A 22,470-nucleotide genomic window follows, 5' to 3' on the forward strand; every position below is an offset into this window, starting at 1 on the left:
GGAGCCTGGCCTCAGCAGGAGGTCAGGCTCCCGATGTCGACCGCGTCGGCCATCGCGCCCATCCCCACGTCATTGGGGTGCAGGTGATCGCCGTTGTCGAAGAACGGCGAGATCCTTTCGTGGTCGTAGGGGCTGCGCAGGATCTTGTCGAAGTCGGTGACGGCGTCCAACTCGCCACTGTTCCTGACGAATTCGTTGATCTCCACGCGTACGGACTCCGCCGCCGCATCCCATTCGGACCAGCCCTTGAAGGGGGCGATGGTGGAGCCGACGACGCACTTGCCGGCCGCGTGGGCCTGCTCGATGATCTTCCGGTAGCCCTCGATCATGTCCTGGGCCGTGACTCCCGAGTGCGCCTTGATGTCGTTGACGCCCTCGAACAGGAAGACCGTGCGCACGCCGGGCTGGGAGAGCACATCGCGCTGCAGCCGGTTCAGCGCGCTCTGCCCGGCCCCGTCCGCCAGCACCTTGTTCCCGGAGATCCCTTCGTTGGCGACGCCCTTGACAGGGGTGTTCGCCTCCTGGAGACGACGGGAGAGGTAGTCAGGCCAGCGCCGGTTCAGGTCGGTGCTGGACTGCCAGCCGTCGGTGATGGAGTCACCGAGGGCCGCCAGGGAGCCGATGGACGTGGAGGTCTCGACGTCCACGGCGTCCAGCCAGTACCAGGACCCCATCGGATCGGTCCAGGCGGCCGCACCCTCCTCCGCGGCGTGGTTGCCCGCGGTCGCGTAGTTGGTCTGCATGGCCATGCCGTGGCCGGTCGTCGGTCCCTTGGCACCCGTCACGTACAGGCTGATGACCAGATTGCTCTGGGCAGCCAGTTTTCCGGGCAGCGGATCACTGAGCACGGTCTGGCCGGCCGGAACGGTGACGGACTCGGCCCCACCGAACGACAGCTTCCGGTTGGAGCCACGGACCAGCTCCGCGCCCTGCTTCTGCAGACCCGCGTAAGCGGTCGTGAAGGTCACCGGGTTCTCGCCAAAAGCGTTGGACAGCCGGATCCGCATGTTCGAGCCGCCGACGCTGGTACGCACGATCAGCCGGTAGCTGCGGTCGGCCGGACCCTCGCTCTGCCGGTCGGCGCTGGCGCCCCAGGTGACGACGGAGTGCTTGCCCTTCGCGGCGGCCGGGGTCGCCGTGGTGACCGTCGGGGCCTCCGGCGGAGACTGCTGCTGCGTCGCCGATGAAGACGTCAGGGGTCCGCAGACCGCTATGACCAGCGCTGAGACGGCGCCCACCACCAGGCGCCGGTAGGAGGCCGGCCTCATCCCAGGTTCCGCAGCGTGACGGACTCGCCGGGCTTCAGGCTGATCTTCCGCGAGGCGCCGCCCGCGACGAGTGTCGTGGCACGGCCGCCGACGCTCGTGAGCTTCACCTGCGTGACCTTGCCCAGCTTCCAGCTGAGGTCGGCCACGAAACCGCCGCGGACGCCCACACCGGACACCGAGCCCGATTCCGCCCAGGCGGCGGGCAGCGCGGGCAGCAGCTCGACGTGTCCCGGGCGCGAGTAGAGCAGCATCTCGATGACCGCGGCGGCGGTACCGAAGTTCGACTCGATCTGGAAGATGCCGCGACCCTGCTCGACCTCGTAGATGTCGAAGAGGTTCATCGCGCTGCCGTTGCTGCCGTTGACCGAGGGATTCAGGTTGTGGACGACGAGCTGGTACGCCTTGTCCGCGTTCTTCAGCCTCGCCCAGCACAGGGCGCGCCAGGCCTGGGCCCAGCCGAAGCTGGTCATGCCGCGCGCGGTGAGGAGGGCCGTCGCGCCGTCCAGGATGTCCTTCGGCGTCGATTCGTCGGGGCGGATCCGGTCGCCGGGGAAGAGGTTGATGAGCGGGGACAGGTGCCGGTGCGTGGTCTCGCCGAGGTTGTCCGGCGACATCCACTCCTCCAGCCAGCCGGTCTTCGGGCTGACCACCGGCAGGTACAGGCGCTCACGCAGACCGTCGACGGTCTTGCGATAGGCGGCGTCCTTGCCGAGCAGGTCGCTCGCGGTGTGGAAGTTCTCGAAGAGGCCCCACACCAGTTCCTGGGCGTAGGTGATGCCCTTGGCGTCGAGCGGGCCGTGCTCGGGGGACCAGTCGCTGTCGGCGATCAGGACCTCGCGCTTGGCCCCGGACGCGTCGGTGACGGTCGTCGTGATGAGGCGGGTCTCCCAGAACTCCACGGCGCCCTTGATGAGCGGGTAGATCTTCTTGAGGTAGGCGCGGTCCTGGGTGTACTCGTAGTGCTCGAACAGGCTTTGGACGAGCCAGGCGTTGCCGGCCGGGTGCCACCACCAGCCGCCTCCGCCGTAGGGGTTGGTGGAGATGCCCACGGTCCAGCCGGCGATCTTTCCGCTGGAGTTGCGGTACCTGTTGCTGGGGTCGTTGAAGAGCCGCTTGGTGACGTCCGTCCAGTCGGGCAGCTGCGCGACGCAGTAGTCCGTGTAGGCGTCGAAACACTCGGACAGGCCTGCCCGGTCGGCCATCCAGTAGTTCATCTGGATGTTGATGTCGGTGTGGTAGTCGGCCATCCAGTCCGGGTCGTTGCCGTCCAGCCACGGGCCCTGGAGGCCCATCGGCAGGCTGCCCCGCGATCCGGAGATCATCAGATAGCGGCTGAACTGCAGGTAGGCGGCTTCGAGTTCCGGGTCGGGAACGTCGTCCCGGTAGCGCGCCTGCACCCGCTCCCAGGTGTCGAGCTCGCGCTGCGCGGCGGACGAGGTGCCCAGGCTGATGTCCAGCTGCCCGAACAGCGGACGGAAGTCGGCGACATGGGTGTGCAGCAGGGTGCTCGCCGAGTGGCCGGCCGCGTCCAGGACCTTGGTCCTGGCCAGCTGCTGAGGGTTTACGGACGGGTCGCGGTACTTCGCGGCGGCGTCGGGCGCGTAGTTGGTGCCGCCGCTGACCACGACGGTGAGGTCCTTGCAGCCGCTGAAGGTGATCGACGTACCGTCGACGCGGACCCGGCCGGTGCCGCTGTAGGCGGTGACGGCGGCGCCGTACTTCAGGCCGTTGGCGAAGGTGGCGCCGAACGAGGCGTACCGTCCCGCGCTGTTGGCGGTGGTGGACTCGCCGTGGGTGCCGGCGAGGTCGACGGTACCGGTGTAGGAGCCGCCGCCCAGCTGGGAGAAGTACAGGACGACGGCGTCGTCCGGGCGGCTGGCGAAGACCTGTCGGCGGTAGGTCACGCCGGAGATCTCGTACGAGGTGCTCAACAGGCCCTGGGCCAGGTCGAGGGTGCGCCGGTAGTTGTTGACGTTGCCCAGGTCGTGGTCGGGGATGGCGACGGTGAGCTTGGCGAGCAAAGTCAGGGAGCCGAAGTCGGCGCGGCCGTAGGGGAACTGGCCGTCGCTCTCCAGCTTGTCGTTGAGACCGCCGGTCCACAGGGTGGCGTCGGTGATCATCAGAAGTTCGCTGGAGGGGTCGTTGCTCGCGAGCGCGCCGAGGCGCCCGTTTCCGACCGGCAGCCCCTGCTCGATCATCGAGTTGGGGGAGCCGGGAGCCTGCCACCACAGCTGGTTCTTCGCGGCGTCGGCCGCGGAGAGCATGGGCGACTCGGTGGGGCGCAGGGGGGCCGCCGAAGCGGTGAAGGTGGGCAGGATGCCGAGTGCGGTGCCTGCGCCGGCAGCGGCGGCGAGGGCCAGGAAGCCTCTGCGGCTGGGGGTGTTGTCGCGGGGTTCGGTGTGCTGGATGTCCACGGTTGTGCACTCCATATCCGGGGGAACGGCTCATGCAGGAACCGCCGGTGGGGGAACGACCGCTGCGGATACGGAAGATGGGGGAATCACCGCAGGCGACGTCGGCGTTGGGCGGTTCCCCGCGGGGCCCGGGTCGTGTCACCGGGCCCCGCGGGGAAGCGGATCGGACGGACCGTGAACTCGGATGAGCTGCGGAACGACGATCCTGTCGGGCGAACTCAGACGGACTGCGGAACGACGATCCTGTCGATGTCCGGCGCGTATCCGCTGCCGCTGTCGAGGGAGATCGTGTTGGTGCCCGCCTTCAGCGCCAGCTGGACGCTGATGGTCTCGGCCGTGCTCCAGTCGCCCGTGGAGGGGAACTTCTGGCTGGTGCCGTTGCCGCTGTTGGAGAAGACGTTCACCGAGCGGGCGTCGCCGCTGACGTAGGCGATCTTGACGGTGTAGATCCCGTCCTTCTTCACCGTGACGTCGTTGAACTGCAGCTTGCCGCCGCTGTAGAGGTTGCCGACCTTCTTGCCGCCGGAGCAGGCGTCGCAGCCGCCGACGGAGGCGTTGCCCGAGAGGGTGTTGGCCGGGGCCTCGGCCTCGTAGCTCGTGGTCGCCAGGGTGGTGGTGCCGGGCTTGACGGTGAACAGCCGCGAGCCGTGCGCGGGCAGCGTCGCGGTGATCTTGTTCTGGTAGGTGCCGAGGTTCGACTTGTTCCACAGGTCGCGCACGGAGGCGTTGCCGGTGAACCCGAAGGACGCCCAGTTGGCGGTGACGGAGGCCGGCGAGTCGCCGAGGTTGAAGAGGGCGACGGTGTAGCTGCCGTCGGCGTTCTTGGTGCCCCAGACCTGCTGGTCGTTGACCGAGGTGACCGGACGCGCGACGGGCGAGGCGCTCTGGTCGACGGCGATGACTTCCTTGTTGGTGAGCAGGGACACGCCGTAGCTGTCCAGCTTGGTGAGGTCGTCACCGGTGTAGAGGGGCGACTTGTTGATGGCCCACAGGGTCATGTAGCTCTGCCGCTCGGCCTTGGTGAGGCCGTCCATCTCGCCGTTGCCGACGTCGATGGCGTCGAGGTCGTTCCAGCCGCCGGGGCCTGCCTTGTTGCTCCACGCGGGGGAGTCGTCCCAGCGGTCCTCGACCGAGTTCTCCCAGGTGACCAGCGTGTTGCAGTAGCACTCGACGTCTGTGTCGATGCGCCAGCCGTTGGAGTACTGCTTCCAGTCGGCGGCGTGTGCGATGTCGAGCGACCAGGAGATCTCAAAGTGGATCGGTCGTCCGGCGGTGGCTATGGCCTTCTGCCACGCGGCCACGTCGGCGACGTTGTTGTACTGGTCACCGCTCTTGAAGGAGCCGGGACCCACGCCGTCCAGCTTCAGGAAGTCGTAGCCCCAGTCGGCGAACTGCTGCGCCTGGGAGTCGATGTACTTCTGCGCGCACGGGTTCGAGAAGTCGATCTTGTACGCGCTGTCCCAGCCGTTGGTGGTGCGCAGGTCGCTGTAGACGATGTCGGCCGTGGTGCAGCCCTCGGCGTTCCAGATCGGCGTCTTGCCGTCGTTGTACGCATCCTTCTCCAGGCCGACCGGCAGGTAGATGCCGGCCTTGAGTCCCTTGGAGTGGATGTGGTCGGCAACTGACTTCATGCCACTGGGGAATCGGACCGGGTCGGGCGTCTGGCGACCGTACTGGTCGAACCCGGACTTCCAGTTCTTGTCCATCCACCAGCCGGCGTCGATGTTGACGTACTCGTAGCCGTAGGGCTTCAGCTTGGCCGCGAGGGCGTCCGCCTGCTTGAGGATGTTCGCCTCGGTGAGGTAGCTGTAGTCGCCGTCCGGGTTGAGGCCCGGGTACTTCGACGACTGCATGCTCCAGCTCGACCAGCCCATGAACGGCTTGGCGGCCGTCGCGGTGGTCGCGGCCGGCGTGGCGGCGGGGGTGGGCGTTTCCGCCTGAGCCGCCGGGACGGCGGTCGCCACGCCCGCGGTGAGGGCGATGACGAGCATGGCTCTTATGGCACGACGGCCGGAGCGTGGAGTGGCTCCGGGCATGGTGAAGAACGAGGATGACCGCATGGGTCCGACCTCCAGGACGACGTTGTCAACGGGACGGTTGGGGCACAGGGCGGCTCAAGCCCCTGCGTTCCGGCGGCTCAGCCCTTGCCGGAGCCGATCGTGAGCCCGCTGATGAACTGGCGCTGAAGCGCGAAGTACACCAGCAGCGTGGGGATCGCGGTCATGAGCGCACCGGCCGCGATCAGGTTGGGGTTGGTGAAGTATGCACCCTGGAGGTTGGCCAGGGCGGAGGTGACGGGACGCTTGTCGCCGGTCTCGATGAGGGCGAGCGGCCAGAAGAAGTCGTTGTAGATCCAGATCGACTCGAGGGTCGCGAGAGCGGCGAAGGCCGGCCGGCACAGCGGCAGGATGATCTGGAAGAACTGCCGCCAGATGGGAGCGCCGTCGACGAGTGCCGCCTCGGAGATCTCCTTGGGGATCGTCTTCATGTAGTTACTGAGGACAAAGGTGCAGAACCCGCACTGGTAGGCGATGTGGATGAAGATGATGCCCCAGATCGAGTTGTACAGAAGCAGCGAATCAGTCATCCAGTAGGGCAGCGGGATGAGGAGATACAGCTTGTACAGCGGGGTGATGAGGACCTGGGCCGGCAGCAGGTTGCCCGCGGTGAACAGCATCAGCAGGACGATGTTCCAGCGGAAGTCGAAGCGGGAGACGAAGAAGGCGACCGCCGCCGAGAACAGCAGGGTGCCCAGGACCGCCGGAACGGTGATGAGGACCGAGTTCCAGAAGAAGTGCGGCATCCCGGACTGTTCCCAGGCGTCCGTGAAGTTGCCGAAGCTCAGGCTGTGCGGCCAGGAGAGGTAGCCGTTCTTCGCGGTGTCCGAATAGGGGCGCAGCGAGGTGTAGATGGCCCACAGCAGCGGCACGAGCCAGAGCAGGGCGATGCTGCCCAGCATCACGTGGCGGCCGACCTGGCTACGGGGCTTGGAGGGGCCGTCATGGGACTGGGGATCGCGCCTGGCCCGCAGACGGGAGGCCGGACGCGGCACGGTCGTGGTCACTGGTCCTCCTTGCGGACGGTCTGGAAGAGGAAGGTGCCGATGGCGGCAAGGGAGACCAGGAGCAGGATGACCGCGAGGGCGGACCCGTAACCGATGTGACTGGACTCGCCGATGATGTTGTCGGTGATGAGGAGGGAGAGCAGTTCCATGCCGGGTTTGCTGCCGACGCCGCCGCCGAGGACGTACACGATGTCGAAGGCCCGCAGGGACTCCATGACCGTGACGACCAGGATGATGATGTTGACCGGCTTGAGGGCCGGGAAGACCACGCGCAGGAAGGTCTGACGGCCGTTGGCGCCGTCGAGCGCGGCGGCCTCCTTGAGCGCCGGGTCGAAGCCCTTCAGACCGGCCAGGTAAAGGATCATGATGTAGCCGGTGTGCCGCCAGGCCGAAGCGACAAGCACGGCCCACAGGTTGAGGTCGGGGTTGCCGAGCCAGTCGATGTGCTGGCTGGAACCGAGGGAACTCAGAAGGCCGTTGAGGAGCCCCGTGTCCGGGTTGTAGATGATCTCCCAGATGAAGCCCACGACGGCCAGGGAGAGCACCATCGGCAGGAAGATCGCGGTCTGGTAGATCCTCGTGAAGCGGATCTTCCGGTCGAGCTGGTAGGCGAGGAAGATACCGAACGGCGTGGGCAGCAGGGCCGTGAACAGCAACCAGATCACGTTGTGCTGCACCGCAGGCCAGAACGGCGGGTAGTTGGTGAAGATCTCCTTGTAGTTCTCCAGGCCGATCCACTGGATGTCGGTCAGTTCGATGCCGTCCCAGGTGGTGAAGGACAGCGCGACCGAGGCCAGTGCGGGGAGCCACACGAAGAAGAGCAGCGCGGCAAGCGGGATGCCGATGATGACGGTCAGGAAGATCCGGTCGCCGCGGCCGAGACTGCGGGCGCGTTTGCGGACGGTGCGGAGTGAGGGTACGGAGGACACGGTGCGTGCGACCTTTCCGGTCCTGATCAGGCCGTGAAGTAGCGTGAGCGCTGGGACTCGATCTTCTTCAGCGTCTCGGTGCCGTCGTCGGGGTGGCTGAGCCACTCGGTCAGGCCGGGGAGTACGACGGTGGAGATGAAGCCCGGATCACTGTCGCGGTCCGCGAACTGGCTGATGTTCTTGGCGGAGCCGATGAGATCGGCCGACTTCTTCTGCAGGGCGTTGTACGAAGCGGTGGAGGTCGTGTCGTTGACACCGAGGTTGCTCGGGTCGACGCCCGCGTACAGTTCCTCGGCCTTCGCGCCGCCGAGGAACTCCAGGAACTTCGTGGCGCCGTCCTCGTTCTTGGGGCTGCGGCTGAGCATGAACCCGTCGGTGGGTGCCTCGACGGTGTCCTGCCCGTACGCGGAGTCGATCTCCGGGAAGGGGAAGAAGTCGAGGTCGGCGCGGACCGCCTCGTCGGTGATCTGCTGGCCGATGAAGAGGCCGGTGACCGACATGCCGGACTTCTTGTCGATCAGGCTCTGCGCGGCGTCCTGCCAGGAACGGCCGCCACCGCTGGCCTGGTAGTAGGGGGTCAGTTCACGCCAGGTGTCGAGGATCGCGACGGCGCGCTTGTCGGTCCAGGAGGTCTCGCCGCGCAGCAGGGACATGTGGAAGTCGTAGCCGTTGGCCCGCAGGTCGATGTAGTCGAAGGCGCCGAGGATGCTCCAGGTGTCGCCGCCGCCGTACCCGGAGGTGATCGGGTCCAGGCCGTCCGCCTTCATCTTCTTGGCGAGCGCGACGAACTCGCTCCACTTCTGCGGGACTTCGTAGCCGCGGTCCGCGAACACGCTCTTGAGGTAGAAGACCCCCCACGGGTAGTTGTACAGCGGCACGAAGTAGTACTTGCCGTCCTCGCCCTTGGAGAGCTGCTTGGCGGCATCGCTGAAGCCGCCGCCTATCTTGTCCCACACCTCGTCGATCGGGCTGGCGAGCTTCTTCTTGGCGAAGTACTGCATGCGGTAGCCCGCGAACCAGGTGAAGACGTCGTCCGGGGTGCCCTGGAGGTAGGTGGTGATGCTCTTCTGGAAGGTGTCGTGGTCGACGGTGTTCGTCTTGACCGTCAGCCCGCTGTCCTTGGTGAAGGCGTCGGTGACGGTGGTGTAGGCCTTCTTCGGGGTGGCGTCGGCGCCGTTGGACCCGAAGGTGACCGTCTTCGGGTCGGCTCCCGGTCCCCCACCGCACGCGGTCAGAACGGGCGCGGCCAGGGCGGCGGCCCCGAGCCCCATCAGACCACCGGTCACTCTGCGGCGGCTGGGTCCGCGCGCAGCCAAGGGATTGCGGCTCTGCTGCGTCATCGTTGCTCCTCGTGCGAATCAGTGCTTGTCACTGCTGGTGGGTTTGGGGTGTTGGCGCGTCTCAAGATCAGTATGTGTCGGCTCGGATGAAGGACTGGATCGCGGTGGCCGCGGCCCCTCGCGCCCATTCCTCGAAGGGCAGGGGGCGGGTCTGTACGTCGCACCGCCCGGCCGACCCGAAGGCGGCCGCGGCGAACGTGTCCCGGATCTGCTCGGCGAACAGGTCGTACGCCGCCAGCCCCTCACCGGAGATGATCACACGCTCGGGGCCGAACAGATTGGCGACGGTCGCGATACCGCGGCCGATCGCCTCCCCCGCGCGTGCGTACACCTCCCGCGCTCCGGGGTCCCCGTCATGGGCGAGGTCCAGGGCCTGGGCGGCGTCGGCGACCTGAACGCCGGTCACCTCCCGGATCCTGCTGACGATCGCCGAGTCCGCCGCGATCGCCTCCACACAGCCGCGGTTGCCGCAGTGGCAGAGGGGACCGGCCGGGTCGATGGCGATGTGGCCGATCTCGCCCGCCACGCCGTACGCACCGTTCACGACCTGTCCGTGCACCACGAGACCGCAGCCGATGCCGGCGCCGACCGTCACCACGGCGAAGTCGGACAGGCCGACTCCGGCGCCGAACCACTGCTCGGCGACGGTCAGCGCCCGGACGTCGTTGTCGACGGTGACCGGCAGTCCCGTCGTCATCCGGGCCAGATCGGCGAGCGGCACGTCGCGCCACTCCAGGAAGGGTGAGTACCGCACCACCCCCGCCGCGCGGTCCACATCGCCGGAGACCGCGATGCCCAGGCCCTGTACCTGGACCCCGAACCCGTCGGCCTCCGTCAGCAGCTCCTGCACAAGACCCGCGGTCGAGGCCAGCACCGCCTTGGGGTCGCGCGCGGTGAGCGGCACATGCCGGGCGACCCGGATGCGGCAGCACAGGTCCGTGAGTACGGCGATGAGTTCGTCGCCCGTCATCTTGATCCCGATGAACAGCGCCCGGCCTCCGTCGACCAGCACCGGGTTGGCCGGCCTGCCGAGGGACGCCTGCCGTGCGTCCTCGTCGACGTCCTCCTGGAGGTACCCGGCCTCGATCAGCGGCCGGACCGCCTTGGTCACCGCCGCCGCGGACAGCTGGGTCCGCCCCGCTATCTCCGACCGCGTGAGCGGACCGTGGGAGAGCACGGTGGTGAAAATCTGGGAGACGGCCGGTGTGTGACCGGGGAACGTCTCTGTTCGACTGGTCGAGCGCATGGCCGGAACCTAAGTCCCTTATTTTCTGCTGTCAATAAAAGAAGCACGATTATCTTGGGCGCCTTCCCTGACGTACCCCTCGCCTGCAAAAGACAGATGCGGACAAGGTGTTGACACATGATCGAAGGTCGCGGTTGGCTTTCGACCATCTCGTGGCACCACCTGGAACGTGAGGACCCCTGTAGATGATCTCCTTCGCCCCGGACACCGGGGTCTGGCTGCTGGCCACACCGAACACGTCGTACGCGCTGAGAGTCGACGAGACCGGGGCGCCCTGCCATCTCGCGTGGGGGCCACGGCTGACTCTCGCGGAGGCGGAGGCCCTCGTCGTACCCCCGGCTCCGGCGGCCAGCAGCTTCGAGGGCATCTCCCCGGTCGGGGAGGAACTTCCCGTCGACGGCGGCACGCGCTACGGACCCCCTTCGCTCCAGGTCCGGTTCGCGGACGGATCACGCGCCTTCGAGTGGCAGTCCACCGGACTGCGGGTCACCGACGACGAGCTGGCGCTGGCCTTCCGCGACCGCCACTACCCCCTGCATGTGACGCTCCACTACCGCGTCCAGGGCGACACGGACGTCATCGAACGCTGGACCGTCGTCCGCAACGCCGGTGACGAGCCCGTCACCCTGCTGCGCACCGACTCGGCCGCCTGGACCCTGCCTCCGCTGCGGGACTACCGCCTCAGTCACGTCACCGGTCAGTGGTCCGCCGAGAGCCAGCTGCGCCGGGACCAACTGCCTTACGGCGAGACGGTGTTGACCAGCCGTCGCGGTATCACCAGCCACCACGCGAACCCGTGGGTGATGCTCGATGCGGGCGAGGCCACCGAGGAGCACGGCCGGGTATGGAGCGCGGCCCTCGTCTGGAGCGGGAGCTGGCGGATCACCGCGCAGCGCACCCCCGACGGCCGGGCCGGATTCACCGGAGGCGTCGGCCACGACGGTACGAACGTGCCGCTCACGCCGGGCGAGGAGTTCACCACTCCCCCGTTCGCCGGCCTGTTCACCGAAGGCGGCTTCGGTGCGGCCAGCCGCGCCTGGCACGCCTACACCCTGGCCCATGTCCTGCTGCATCCGGACGAGGTCGCGCCGGTGCTCTACAACTCCTGGGAGGCGACGGGCTTCGACGTCGACGAGGTCAGCCAGAAGGCGCTCGCCGAACGGGCGGCGGAGCTCGGGGTCGAGCTGTACGTCGTCGACGACGGCTGGTTCGGAGCGCGCCGCAGCGACCACGCGGGCCTCGGCGACTGGACACCCACCCCCGACCGCTTCCCCGACGGACTGACCCCGCTGGTCGACGCGGTGCACCGACTGGGGATGAGTTTCGGCCTCTGGGTGGAGCCGGAGATGGTCAATCCTGACAGCGACCTCTACCGCCAACACCCGGACTGGGTCCTGCACTTCACCGACCGTCCGCGTTCCGAGCTGCGCAACCAGCTGGTCCTGAACTTCGCCCGCCGCGATGTCGCGGACTGGGCGTACGACTGGCTGACCCGGCTGGTCGGGGACCACGGCATCGACTTCCTCAAGTGGGACATGAACCGGGCGTTCAGCGAGGCCGGCTGGCCCGGCCGGCCCGACGGCACCGACCGCCTCGGACCCCAGTACGTCCGCAATCTGTACGGCGTGATCGACCGCCTCCGCGCGGACCATCCGGAGCTGCGGATCGAGGCGTGCAGCGGTGGCGGCGGCCGCGTCGACCTGGGCATCCTGTCCCGTACGGACCAGGCGTGGGCGTCGGACAACACCGACGCCGCCGACCGGATGGGGATCCAGCACGGCTACGGCCAGGTCTATCCCGCGCGCACGATGGGCGCGTGGGTGACGGACGTACCGAACCAGCTCACCGGCCGCACGGTTCCGCTGCGCTTCCGCTTCCACGTGGCGATGGCCGGAGCGCTGGGCATCGGAGGCGATCTCACCCACTGGTCCGAGGAGGAACTGCGGGAGGGCGCGGCCCTGGTGGCCGAGTACAAGCAGGTGCGCCATCTCGTGCAGCACGGCAGGCTCGACCGTCTGGCGCCACCGGCCGAGGACGCCGTCTCCGCGGTGCAGTACACCGCCTCTGACGCCTCGGAGAGCCTGCTCCTGGTGTACCGGCGCGTCTCCCGCCACGGCGCCCCGCACCTGCCGGTCCGGCTGCGCGGCCTGACCCCCGGGGCCCGCTACCGCGACGCCCGCACGGGTGCCGTGCACCACGCCGCCGTGCTCGCCGAGTACGGCCTGCACGTCGCCCTGCCGCCGGGCGACTGGTCCAGCGCGGCCCTGCACCTGGTGCGGGAACCGGCAGCCTGAGGTTTCTCAACGGTCGTGGACGCGCTCGGTGTTGAGCGCGTCCACGACCTCTTCCAAGTCCCCGTCTCCATGCTCCGCCACCGGGGACGGGCGGCGCGTCAGTACCTCTGGGCCTTCGCCAGCCGCGAGGTCAGCCTGGGTTCGACGGGCTCCCTGCTGATGGCGACGGGCTCGGCCCGCTCGCCGGGTTCGAGGTCCTGCGCTCCCACGAACCGGCTCTCCACAACCTTGCCGTCGGAGTCCTCGAAGTCGATCTGCACGGCGTACGAGGCCTGCTGGTCGGACTTGTTGGTGATGGCGACGAGCACGGCGAGCAGCCCACCGGTCCGCGCCCTCGGCAACCCGGTGACGGCGACCTCTGACCTCGCGTTGCCGCTGCCCCGTACGTTCTTCAGCTCGGCCTGCGCCGCCGCAGCGGCCCGCGCCGTGTCGGCCGAGACCGAGGCCTCGAACGCGGAGGCCTCGGCGGACGCGGAGGAAGTAGCCGCCGACGCCGAGGCCTGGACGGAGCCGATGGCCGAGGCGGCCTCGGAAGCCAGCGCGGACGGCGCCTCCCCCGCGAAGGAGGACTCGTCGGGCGCGGTGGGGCGCGGGCTCACGGACGTACCACTGTCGTTGTCACTGTCCGAACCGCACGAGACGAGCGCGGCGCCGCAGGCGAGCATGGCCAGGAGCGCGGCGGCGATCCTGCGGGATCGGTCCGATCGGCCGGTACCGGAGGGGATGCGTCTGGTCATGGGGCTCGTCCTCTTCCTTCCGTACGGGACTCCCTCATGCTCCGTGTGGATGCCGGGGTCCGCGAACGGCACGGACCCATTGGAGTACCCCCCGGCCCCGATTCGAGCCGCCCCACCGGACCAGACCAACTCTGCGCGAAGCGTTGACATGTACGCAGCCCGGCGCAATCGTGAGAGCGCTCTCAGAAAAAGCGGAGGCATCCCGTCCGAAGGAGGACCAGAGCGTGCTCAAAAGACTCAGGTGGCGGTCCCTGGCGGTGGCCGCGGCCACCCTCGCCGCAGCCCTGTTGACGTTCGGGGCCCCGTCCGGGGCCGAGGCCGCCGTCCCGGCGACCATCCCGCTGAAGTTCACGAACAGCTCGGGCCGCGCCGACCCGATCTACATCTACAACCTCGGCACACTGCTGACGACCGGGCAGCAGGGCTGGGCCGACGCGAACGGCACGTTCCACGCCTGGCCCGCCGGCGGCAATCCGCCGACGCCCGCACCGGACGCCTCGATCGCCGGGCCCGCCAACGGGCAGTCGGTGACGATCCGGATCCCCAAGTTCTCGGGCCGGATCTACTTCTCCTACGGACAGAAGCTCGACTTCCGGCTGACGACCGGCGGTCTGGTGCAGCCGGCCGTACAGAATCCGAGCGACCCGAATCGCAACATCCTCTTCAACTGGTCCGAGTACACACTCAACGACGCCGGTCTGTGGCTCAACAGCACACAGGTGGACATGTTCTCGGCCCCGTACGCCGTTGGCGTCCAGCTCGCCGACGGGACGACGAAGTCGACCGGTCACCTCAAGGCGGGTGGGTACAACGCGGTCCTCAACGCCCTGCGCGGCCAGTCCGGCGGCTGGGCGAATCTGATCCAGACCCGGTCCGACGGCACCGTGCTGCGGGCCCTCGCCCCCGGCCACGCGGTCGGGTCCGGCGTACTGCCCACCACCGTCATGGACGACTACATCAACCGCGTGTGGACGAAGTACAGTTCGTCGACGCTGACGGTGACGCCCTTCGTCGACCAGCCGAACACGAAGTACTTCGGCCGGGTCTCGGGGAACGTCATGAACTTCACGAACAGCGCCGGAGCGGTCGTCACCAGCTTCCAGAAGCCGGACGCCGACAGCATCTTCGGCTGCCACAAGCTCCTCGACGCGCCCAACGACCTGGTGCGCGGCCCCATTTCCCGCACCCTGTGCGCGGCCTTCAACCGCTCCACCCTCCTGGTCAACCCCAACCAGCCGGATACCGGCTCGGCGAGCTTCTATCTGGACGGTGTGACCAACCAGTACGCCCGTCAGATCCATGCGCAGATGGCCGACGGCAAGGCCTACGCGTTCGCCTTCGACGACGTCGGCGCCCACGAGTCGCTCGTGAACGACGGCAACCCGCAACAGGCCTACATCACGCTGGATCCGTTCAGCTGACAGGTCTTCACGTCAGGGCGGCCGGAGTCGGTGTGCGACTCCGGCCGCCCGCACGGGGATTCAGTCAGGTTCCACGCAGAGCACGGGAACCCGCTGGACAAGGTTGTTTGCGAAGCCGCCCCGGTTCCACGGTTGATCGAGCGGCTGTGTGTGCCCCTCCGCGTCGGTGGCCCGCACGCTGAGCACATGGCTTCCCGGCGCGGCCGTCCAGTCGAAGTGCCAACTCCGCCAGGACCAAAGGTGCTTGTGCACCGGGTCCAACTCCGCCTCGTACCAGCCGCGTCCGTCGTCCGTGCTCACCTCCACCCGGGCGACCGGCGCGCACCCGGACCAGGCCCGCCCCTCCAACGGCACCGGGCCGGGCCGGACCACCCGCACCCTGGACATGAAGTCCGGGAATCCGGGCGGGACCAGCAGGGCACGCGGGGCGATCCGGGTGACCGGCTCGCCCTCGTCGCCGACGTCCTGCCGGAGTTGGTAGGCCACGGCCTGCTGGAAGCCCGTGAACGGCGTGTCGGTCACTGTGATGTCGCGCAGCCACTTCACATGGGCCATGCCGTACCAGCCGGGCACCACCAGTCGCAGCGGACGCCCGTGCTGCGGCGGCAGCGGGGCCCCGTTCATCTCGTATGCCACCAGAACCTCGGGCTCGCCTCCGGTGGCCACGTCCAGTGGAAGCGCACGCCGGTAGTCCTGCTCGACGCCTCGCTCGACCCCATGGTCGGCGCCGGTGAACACCACGTCCACCGCCCCGGCCCGGACTCCGGCCTCGGCGAGCAGCACCCGCAGCGGCACACCGGTCCACTCCGCCGTACCGACCGCCTCGACCAGCCACGGCTGACTCACCGGCCGTGGTGTCAGCAGGGCCCGGCCATTGCCCGCGCACTCCATGGTCACCCGCTCGGTAACCGCGGTATACGACTTCAGCTCGTCCATTCCGAGTGCCCGCGGCTGCCGCACCCGGCCCCCCAGGTCCAGGCGCCAGGAGGAGCCCTCGACGTACGGGATGTCGTAGTGCGTGAGTACGTAGTGCAGCCCCGGAGGGGTCACGTCGTACCGTAGGGCCTCCAGTGGCAGCCCATGGTTCCGGGCGGCGAGGGCCAGCTCCTGTCGGCTGATCCCCTCGCCCGCCGCGGCCACCTGGGCAGGCCCGCTCACGTCACCAAGGCGATGCGCCATGGCCGTATTGTCCTCCCGCACCGCGGGGTACCGCCATCAGATCGAGCAGGTGCTCCGGTTCACGAGGTCGTGCCAGCCCGACTCCAGCCGTTCCAGGGGCATACCGCACTGGCGGGTCAGGTGGTTGATCAGGGCGGGTTCCAGGTATCCCATCAGGGTCTGCGCGATGAGGTCGGTGTCCGCGGCCGGGACAGCCTGGCGGAGCAGCATGGTGACGTGCATGAGACGGACGCGGTACGGGGCCGAGCTGAAGCGGCGGGAGGCGTCCGGTTCAGCGGCGAGGTAGAGGTCGAGCCGCTCGGAAGCCTGCCGCAGGGTGGCGCAGCCGAAGGCATGCAGGCGCTCCACCGGTGAGGCACCGGGGCCCAGCGGGGGCGGGCCGCTGAAGAAGCCTGTCTGGAACCGCTGTTCGGTGTGGTCGAGGAGCGCCATCAGGAGGCCGGTGCGGTCGCCGAACCGCCGGAAGACGGTCCCCTTGCCCACCGATGCGGCGCAGGCGACGGCCTCCATCGTCACATTGGCCACCCCGCGCTCCTCCACCAGGCGGGCGGCGGCCTCCAGGAGACGCGCACGGTTGCGCGCGGCGTCGGCGCGCAGTTGCGGTGCGTCGCCCCGGGGTGCGAGCTCCATCAGGACCGGCTCGTCGGTCGGTTCCTGTCGCTTCGGAAAGGGCGGCAGTGGGGTGGACATGAAGCCAGCGTAACGGCACTCCAGGACAACTGGACTGCGGTCCACTTCGGTGATACAACTTTAAACGGACCTTGGTCCGCTTTATTGCAGCAGTGTTTCAGCTTCGGGAGTTATCCATGTCCGTAAACATCGTCGCCCTCGTCGGCAGCCTTCGTGCCGGCTCCCACAACCGCCAGCTCGCCGAGGCCGCCGTCAAGCTCGCGCCCGAGGGCGCGGAGGTGGAGCTTTTCGAGGGCCTGGCCGAGATCCCCTTCTACAACGAGGACATCGACGTCGAGGGCAGCGTGCCCGCCGCCGCCGTCCGTCTGCGTGAGGCCGCCGCCCGCGCCGACGCGTTCCTCCTCTTCTCGCCGGAGTACAACGGCACCATTCCGGCCGTGCTGAAGAACGCCATCGACTGGCTGTCCCGCCCCTACGGCGCCAGTGCCCTCGCCGGCAAGCCGACCGCCGTGGTCGGCACCGCTTACGGCCAGTTCGGCGGCGTGTGGGCGCAGGACGAGGCCCGCAAGGCCGTGGGCATCGCCGGCGCCACCGTCCTGGAGGACGTCAAGCTGTCCATCCCGGGCTCCGTGACCCGCTTCGCCGAGACCCACCCGGTCGACGACGCCGAGGTCGCCGCTCAGCTCACCGAGGTCATCGGCACCCTCTTCGGTCACGCCGGTACGCCGAGCGCCGCCTGACAACTCCCGTGCGGGGCCGGTCCGGTTCACCCGGGCCGGCCCCGCACGTCTTTCCCGCTCACCCTGATCCTGGCGGAACGGCACCCTCTGGGCGAAGATGCCCGCATGAAGGGTGATCTCTTTTCCAGTGACCACATGGTGCAGCCCGCCGTCGCGCCGGGCATGACCATCCAGAACGCCAAGTCGATCAAGTACGCGGTCAACGGCGACATGCTCGCGCGCCAGGGAGCGATGATCGCCTACCGGGGGAATCTGCAGTTCGAGCGCAAGGGCCAGGGCGTCGGCGGCATGCTCAAGCGAGCTGTCACCGGCGAGGGGCTGCCGCTGATGACCGTCCGCGGCCAGGGCGAGGCCTGGTTCGCGCACGAGGCGCAGAACTGTTTCATCGTCGACATCGAGCCCGGCGACGTGTTCACCGTCAACGGGCGCAACGTGCTGTGCTTCGACGCCACGGTGTCGTACGAGATAAAGACCGTGAAGGGCGCGGGAATCTCCGGGGGCGGTCTCTTCAACAGCGTCTTCACCGGCCACGGGAAGCTCGGCCTGGTCTGCGAGGGGAACCCGCTGGTCATCCCCGTCTCGCCGCAACAGCCGGTGTTCGTCGACACGGACGCGATCGTCGGCTGGACCGCCCATCTGCACACGTCGCTGCACCGTTCGCAGTCGATCGGCTCGATGATCCGCGGCGGCTCCGGTGAGGCTGTGCAGCTCAAGCTGGAGGGCGAGGGGTACGTCGTCGTGCGGCCCAGTGAGGTGACACCGCAGAAGGCTCAGCAGCACTGAGGCAAGGACCGGCGAAGGGTGCCCCGCCCCTGCTCAAGTTCCGATGAACGTGGCGGGGCACCCTCATGTCATCCGTTGGTGGCAGTCACATTGACGGCGGTCCAGGCCGTCGCCACCGTCTTGTACTCGGTACTGCTTGCGCCGTACAGGTCGGCGGCGGCCTTGAGGGTGGCCTCGCGCGCGTCATGGAAGTCGGTCGTGGAGACCATGTAGCGGGTCAGCGCACGGTAGAAGATCGCCGTGGCCTTGGTACGTCCGATGCCCGTCACCCGAGAACCGTCGTACGTGGGCGAGTCGTAGGTGACCCCGCCGATCGTCTTCCTGCCGCTGCCCTCGGCGAGCAGGTAGTACGCATGCGAGGAGACGCCGGAGCCCGCGTGGACCTCGGTGTCGTAGGCCTCGGGCGACCAGTAGTCGACCGCGCCCTCCAGCTTGTCCAGCGAGGGACGGTCGAGGCGGCGCAGGAACTTCTGGGCCAGACCGAGCTTCTCGCCCACGAGGTAATTGGGCGGGTTCTTCGGGTTGTTGGCGGAGAACTCGACCGCAGAGCCGAAGATGTCGGCGAGGGACTCGTTCAGCGAACCCGGCTCGCCGTACTGGTTGCCGTCCCGGTCCACCCGGGTCGGTTCGAGGGCGGCGGTGGCGTCGACGACCCCGTGGGTCAGCTCGTGGCCGGTGACGTCGAGGACGACCAGCGGCTTCTTGAGCATGTCGCCGTCTCCGTCGCCGTACAGCATGCAGCCGCAGGTCGAGTCCCAGAAGGCGTTGCCGACCTTGTTGCCGAAGTGGACCATCGCGCGGGCTCCGGCGCTGTTGTTCTTGATGCCCTTGCGGCCGAAGGTCTTCTTGTAGAAGTCCAGGGTCTTGGTGATGCCGTACTGGGCGTCGACCGCGGCGGTGACCCTGCTGGACGTGGCGCCGTTTCCCCACTTGTTGTCGGCGTCGGTGAACTTCTTGCCGCGCGAGAAGGCTTCCAGTTCCTGGCCCCTGGCGTCCCGGGTCTCGGTGTTCCAGCGGGTGGGGTCCCTGAGGAGGTAGCTGGTGCGGGCCGTCCGGGTGGTGGTCAGCGTCACCTTGCCGACGAAGAGGGAAGCGCCGCTGCCGGTGGCCTTGACCGGATAGGTGGTGGCAGCCGCTGCACTCAGGAGGCTTACCGGCTGGGCCGAGGTGCCCGTCTCGGGGTTCAGTTGTTCGCCGCGCTCGCGCAGTGTCTCGTCCAGGGACGGCGAGATGAACTCGTCGCTGTCGGGAACATCGCTGCGGATCCGGCCGGACCCGGCGTCCACGACCACCGTGCGGGAGCCGCCTGCCTCGGTCGTGTCGCTGTCCGTCACGCGCACCTGGTAGGCGAGCGCGCTCGCGCCGTCACGGGCGTCGACGACGAGTCGGGCCTCGCCCGCGTCGCCCTTCGCGACCTCGGCTGCCTTCCGCTCGGCCTGCTGGGGCGTCAGTTTCGCCTCGGTCGTGGACGGTTCGACGGCGTGGTCGGCGGCTCTGGTCACACCGAGGTACGCGGACCGCCGGTTGAGGTGGACGACGAGGTCACCGCCGAGGACGGGCATACCCAGGTGGTCGCGCACGAAGCGGACGTGCTGCTTGCCGTCCGGATCCGTCATGACGTCCTTGGCCCGCAGGGTGTCGCCCTGGCCGACACCGGTGGCCGACGCGTGCGAGAACGCGGCCACCCGGGCGGCGTCCACCGGCGAGGAGGCCGCGGCCGGGGCGCCGACGGGCGCGGCAGCGAAGGCGGGGCCCGTCGGGAGCGTGACGGTCGTGGTCACCGCGACGGCGATCGCCACGCGACGTATGTGGGGTATACGCACTGAGTTCCTTCGAACAGGGGCGGCCGGGATCGCCAACCGCCCTCACGCACGGCACCGTTGAACGCCGTGGGGGCTGTCCTGCCCCGGGGCGACAGATGTGCCGGAAGATGAAGAGGTTGCCTGGTGGGACGCGTTGACACGTGAATGTGACCGACGTCGCAGCCCGCCTCCGGTCCGGTTCGCCCCGGACCGGAGGGTCGGAGTGTCAGATCACCCGGTGGGCCAGGGAGGACAACAGGGTGCGCAGGTCACGGGCGGGCCACGGGGCCAGGGGTGCGCCTGCCAGGAGGGCCTGCGCGGCGGTGAGATGACGCCGGGCTTCGCGCAGGGCCGCGGCACGACCGCCCGCCTGTTCGACGAGGGTCGCCGCCCGGCGTACGGCGGAGTCGTCCAGGGCGGCCCGGGAGGTGAGGAGTTCGGCCAGCGCGGAGTGGCCGGGGGCGTTCAGGGCGACGAGGACCGGGAGTGTCTTCTTCCCTTGGCGCAGGTCGCTGTGGACCGGTTTGCCGGTGACCGCCGGATCGCCCCAGATGCCCAGCAGGTCGTCGGCGATCTGGAAGGCCACACCCAGGTGACGACCGGCGCGGTCCAGGGCGTACGCGGTCTCCCTTTGTGCGCCCGCCAGTTGAGCCCCCAGGGCCAGCGCGCAGCCGAGCAGGGCACCGGTCTTGTGCTCGGCCATCGCCTCGTACTCCCCCACGCCCACCGCGTCGGGACCGGTCCAGGGACGGTGGGCGAACAGCAGGTCGTCCGCCTGCCCGCGGACCAGATCGCCGAGGGCCGTCGTCACCTGCCGTACGGCCGTGGCACCGTGCGCGGTCGCGGGCACCGCCGTGAGGGTCTCCACCGCCAGGGCGAAGAGCGCGTCCCCGGCGAGTACGGCGGGGCCGGTGCCGTACGCCTTCCACACCGCGGGGCGGCCCCGGCGCAGTGCGTCGCCGTCCATGACGTCGTCGTGCAGCAGCGAGAAGGTGTGCACCAGCTCCACGGCGACCGCACCCGGCACACCCACGTCGGCACATCCTCCGGCCGCCTCCGCACCGAGGACGGCCAGCGTCTGCCGTACGCCCTTGCCCTGGCTGTACGTCGCGGGGGCGCCGCCCACCTCGCAGCGGCCCAGGGCGTATCCGGCCATCTCCGCGACCCAGGGGTGCAGTCCGCCGATCGCCTTCGTCAGTGCGGGGGCGACAAGTTCGCGGCAGCGGTGCAGGATCTGCGGGGCGGCGGGGGCGTTCGGCGGGGACTGGGGGGATGTGGACAGGAGCGTCATCGCGCCACCTCCGTGTCAGAGCTGGCGGCCGGTGCCACAAGGCCCAGCTCCACCCGCGCTCCCTCGACCATCCGTCCCGCGTGGCGCAGTCCGATGTTCTCCAGGACCCGGGCCAGGTCGGTCAGGTCCGCGTCGGTCGCGGCGCGGTCGCGGCCCAGCCGGGCCAGGGACTTGACCAGACCGAGGCGGGCCAGTGCCCGGCCGCGGGGCTCGCTCATCGCCTCGAACTCCGCCAGCGACTGCGTATAGACATCGCGTGCCTGCTCGTAACGCCCCGCCCGGTACAGGACGTTGGCGCGCATCTTGTGGTTGTAGGCGAGCGCGCCGGACAGGTTCATCGCACGGCACGACACCTCCGCCTCGCTCAGCAGTTCCAGCGCGCGGTCGGGGTCCTGGTCGCGTACGGAGACAAGGTCCGCCAGTCCGCGAAGGGCCCAGGCGTGGCCGCGCCGGTCCTCGGCGCGAGCGGCGATCCCGGCCGCTTCCTCGAACATCGCGTAGGCGGTGTCGTAGGCGCCTGTGTTGCGGTGTATCTGCGCGATGCCCTCCAGGGCCCACACGGTGTGCCGGGCCTCTCCCCGCTTTCGCGCCTCGGCCAGGAGTTGCTCGTGCAGTGCGGTCACGGCCGCGTAGTCGCCCTGGATGCGGCCCGTCTCCGCCATCCCCGCCAGGGAGTAGCCGCGGACCACGATGTCACCGGCGTGCTCGCCGAGTTCGGCGGCCAGCCGCAGCAGCCGCCACGCCAGCGGGAGGGCGCCGCGCTGCCGGGCCAGCGTGCCGCCGCTCCACAGCGCCCACGCCATGGCTGCCGCATCCCCGGCCTCGCGGGCGGTGCGGTAGCTCGCCTTCCACGCCCGGTCGGCTTCCGCCACCTGTCCAAGACGGCGGTGCGCCTCGGCGACCGCGAGACCCGAGCGGGCCGCCTCCGCCCGCGCGCCGGCCCGCTCGGCCGCGCGGAGTTGCTCGGTGCCCGCCGCGAGAACATCGGTGAGCGAGGAGTTCACGGACAGGGTGGTCAGTGCGCCCTGGTATTCCGGGGCGAAGGCCTTGCCGTACATGAATGCCTTTCTGTCTGCCATCGGTCGGCCACGTCGGAACGCCCGCCGGTGGTACTTGCCGTCACCGGGCAGCGCGCGAACATCCCGCTATACACGTCACGTATACATGCCATGTATACACGGAGCGTATAGTGCGCCGGATTTCCCTCCGGGAATCCTTTGCTCGGTACGGTCGACGTGCTGCCCAGCCGTTGCCGATCAAGACGAAGACGGCGACCGCAGGGTTGCCTGGCATTGCGAACGAGCTCGAAACAGCCCAAGGATGACGGAAGTT

The 22,470-nt window shown here is 68.9% G+C and carries 17 protein-coding genes; 4 read left to right on the forward strand and 13 right to left on the reverse strand.

Annotation, left to right across the window (positions count from 1 at the left end; all coding sequences use genetic code 11):
- Positions 1-11: 11 nt before the first annotated feature.
- The 7 genes from ACIPC1_RS18675 to ACIPC1_RS18705 all read right to left on the reverse strand — a co-directional run bounded on the left by ACIPC1_RS18675 (position 12) and on the right by ACIPC1_RS18705 (position 10,261).
- On the reverse strand, positions 12-1,268 hold the full coding sequence (locus tag ACIPC1_RS18675; RefSeq protein WP_402518257.1) for an SGNH/GDSL hydrolase family protein: 1,257 nt from the start codon (positions 1,266-1,268) through the stop codon (positions 12-14).
- A complete protein-coding gene (locus ACIPC1_RS18680) occupies positions 1,265-3,682 on the reverse strand; it encodes a glycosyl hydrolase family 95 catalytic domain-containing protein (RefSeq protein ID WP_402518260.1) in 2,418 nt (805 codons plus the stop codon). The genes ACIPC1_RS18675 and ACIPC1_RS18680 overlap by 4 nt, the downstream gene beginning before the upstream one ends.
- Before the next feature lie 218 nt (positions 3,683-3,900).
- Positions 3,901-5,742, reverse strand: a complete 1,842-nt coding sequence (locus tag ACIPC1_RS18685) for an alpha-galactosidase D (protein ID WP_402518263.1) — start codon at positions 5,740-5,742, stop codon at positions 3,901-3,903.
- A gap of 77 nt (positions 5,743-5,819) precedes the next feature.
- The gene (locus tag ACIPC1_RS18690; RefSeq protein WP_402518266.1) at positions 5,820-6,746 is read right to left on the reverse strand and encodes a carbohydrate ABC transporter permease; all 927 of its coding nucleotides are present in this window, start codon (positions 6,744-6,746) and stop codon (positions 5,820-5,822) included.
- Positions 6,743-7,675, reverse strand: a complete 933-nt coding sequence (locus ACIPC1_RS18695) for a carbohydrate ABC transporter permease (protein WP_384386047.1) — start codon at positions 7,673-7,675, stop codon at positions 6,743-6,745. Before ACIPC1_RS18695 ends, ACIPC1_RS18690 begins: the two co-directional genes overlap by 4 nt.
- Before the next feature lie 26 nt (positions 7,676-7,701).
- Entirely contained in the window at positions 7,702-9,015 is a 1,314-nt protein-coding gene (locus ACIPC1_RS18700) for an ABC transporter substrate-binding protein (RefSeq protein WP_402518268.1), read from the reverse strand.
- 67 nt (positions 9,016-9,082) lie between these two features.
- Positions 9,083-10,261 (reverse strand): ROK family protein, encoded by a 1,179-nt coding sequence (locus ACIPC1_RS18705; protein ID WP_402518270.1) that lies wholly within the window; start codon positions 10,259-10,261, stop codon positions 9,083-9,085.
- Between the two features lie 185 nt (positions 10,262-10,446).
- On the opposite strand from ACIPC1_RS18705, the gene ACIPC1_RS18710 reads away from it, so the two are divergent.
- Positions 10,447-12,555: an alpha-galactosidase gene (locus tag ACIPC1_RS18710; protein WP_402518272.1), complete on the forward strand. Its 2,109-nt coding sequence runs from the start codon at positions 10,447-10,449 to the stop codon at positions 12,553-12,555.
- Positions 12,556-12,653: 98 nt separating this feature from the next.
- On the opposite strand, the gene ACIPC1_RS18715 is transcribed toward ACIPC1_RS18710, so the two are convergent.
- Positions 12,654-13,292, reverse strand: coding sequence for a hypothetical protein (locus tag ACIPC1_RS18715; RefSeq protein WP_402518274.1), 639 nt, complete (start codon positions 13,290-13,292; stop codon positions 12,654-12,656).
- A 224-nt stretch (positions 13,293-13,516) separates the two neighbouring features.
- On the opposite strand from ACIPC1_RS18715, the gene ACIPC1_RS18720 reads away from it, so the two are divergent.
- Positions 13,517-14,713, forward strand: a complete 1,197-nt coding sequence (locus ACIPC1_RS18720) for a glycoside hydrolase family 64 protein (RefSeq protein WP_402518276.1) — start codon at positions 13,517-13,519, stop codon at positions 14,711-14,713.
- A gap of 60 nt (positions 14,714-14,773) precedes the next feature.
- Here ACIPC1_RS18720 and ACIPC1_RS18725 read toward each other — a convergent pair whose 3' ends face one another.
- Positions 14,774-15,892, reverse strand: coding sequence for a sulfite oxidase (locus ACIPC1_RS18725; protein ID WP_402518278.1), 1,119 nt, complete (start codon positions 15,890-15,892; stop codon positions 14,774-14,776).
- 36 nt (positions 15,893-15,928) lie between these two features.
- On the reverse strand, positions 15,929-16,582 hold the full coding sequence (locus tag ACIPC1_RS18730) for a TetR/AcrR family transcriptional regulator (protein WP_402518280.1): 654 nt from the start codon (positions 16,580-16,582) through the stop codon (positions 15,929-15,931).
- A gap of 116 nt (positions 16,583-16,698) precedes the next feature.
- Here ACIPC1_RS18730 and ACIPC1_RS18735 point away from each other — a divergent pair, with 116 nt between their 5' ends.
- Together ACIPC1_RS18735 and ACIPC1_RS18740 are read left to right on the forward strand one after the other, a co-directional pair.
- Complete coding sequence (locus tag ACIPC1_RS18735) at positions 16,699-17,262, forward strand: NADPH-dependent FMN reductase (protein ID WP_402518281.1); 564 nt, start codon at positions 16,699-16,701, stop codon at positions 17,260-17,262.
- Positions 17,263-17,367: 105 nt separating this feature from the next.
- A complete protein-coding gene (locus tag ACIPC1_RS18740; protein WP_402518283.1) occupies positions 17,368-18,045 on the forward strand; it encodes an AIM24 family protein in 678 nt (225 codons plus the stop codon).
- A gap of 68 nt (positions 18,046-18,113) precedes the next feature.
- On the opposite strand, the gene ACIPC1_RS18745 is transcribed toward ACIPC1_RS18740, so the two are convergent.
- The 3 genes from ACIPC1_RS18745 to ACIPC1_RS18755 all read right to left on the reverse strand — a co-directional run bounded on the left by ACIPC1_RS18745 (position 18,114) and on the right by ACIPC1_RS18755 (position 22,196).
- Positions 18,114-19,868 (reverse strand): M4 family metallopeptidase, encoded by a 1,755-nt coding sequence (locus ACIPC1_RS18745; RefSeq protein ID WP_402518285.1) that lies wholly within the window; start codon positions 19,866-19,868, stop codon positions 18,114-18,116.
- Positions 19,869-20,073: 205 nt separating this feature from the next.
- A complete protein-coding gene (locus ACIPC1_RS18750; protein ID WP_402518286.1) occupies positions 20,074-21,138 on the reverse strand; it encodes a polyprenyl synthetase family protein in 1,065 nt (354 codons plus the stop codon).
- Positions 21,135-22,196: a tetratricopeptide repeat protein gene (locus ACIPC1_RS18755; RefSeq protein WP_402518798.1), complete on the reverse strand. Its 1,062-nt coding sequence runs from the start codon at positions 22,194-22,196 to the stop codon at positions 21,135-21,137. The genes ACIPC1_RS18750 and ACIPC1_RS18755 overlap by 4 nt, the downstream gene beginning before the upstream one ends.
- Between the last annotated feature and the right edge of the window lie 274 nt (positions 22,197-22,470).

This window comes from Streptomyces sp. NPDC087263 (assembly GCF_044744645.1).
Taxonomy (GTDB): Bacteria; Actinomycetota; Actinomycetes; order Streptomycetales; family Streptomycetaceae; genus Streptomyces.

Coding starts and splice junctions, on each gene's coding strand:
- ACIPC1_RS18675 (WP_402518257.1), bottom strand. CDS start 1,268: ATGAGGCCGGCCTCCTACCGGCGCCTGGTGGTGGGCGCCGTCTCAGCG.
- ACIPC1_RS18685 (WP_402518263.1), bottom strand. CDS start 5,742: ATGCGGTCATCCTCGTTCTTCACCATGCCCGGAGCCACTCCACGCTCC.
- ACIPC1_RS18700 (WP_402518268.1), bottom strand. CDS start 9,015: ATGACGCAGCAGAGCCGCAATCCCTTGGCTGCGCGCGGACCCAGCCGC.
- ACIPC1_RS18705 (WP_402518270.1), bottom strand. CDS start 10,261: ATGCGCTCGACCAGTCGAACAGAGACGTTCCCCGGTCACACACCGGCC.
- ACIPC1_RS18710 (WP_402518272.1), top strand. CDS start 10,447: ATGATCTCCTTCGCCCCGGACACCGGGGTCTGGCTGCTGGCCACACCG.
- ACIPC1_RS18715 (WP_402518274.1), bottom strand. CDS start 13,292: ATGACCAGACGCATCCCCTCCGGTACCGGCCGATCGGACCGATCCCGC.
- ACIPC1_RS18725 (WP_402518278.1), bottom strand. CDS start 15,892: ATGGCGCATCGCCTTGGTGACGTGAGCGGGCCTGCCCAGGTGGCCGCG.
- ACIPC1_RS18730 (WP_402518280.1), bottom strand. CDS start 16,582: ATGTCCACCCCACTGCCGCCCTTTCCGAAGCGACAGGAACCGACCGAC.
- ACIPC1_RS18735 (WP_402518281.1), top strand. CDS start 16,699: ATGTCCGTAAACATCGTCGCCCTCGTCGGCAGCCTTCGTGCCGGCTCC.
- ACIPC1_RS18740 (WP_402518283.1), top strand. CDS start 17,368: ATGAAGGGTGATCTCTTTTCCAGTGACCACATGGTGCAGCCCGCCGTC.
- ACIPC1_RS18750 (WP_402518286.1), bottom strand. CDS start 21,138: ATGACGCTCCTGTCCACATCCCCCCAGTCCCCGCCGAACGCCCCCGCC.
- ACIPC1_RS18755 (WP_402518798.1), bottom strand. CDS start 22,196: ATGTACGGCAAGGCCTTCGCCCCGGAATACCAGGGCGCACTGACCACC.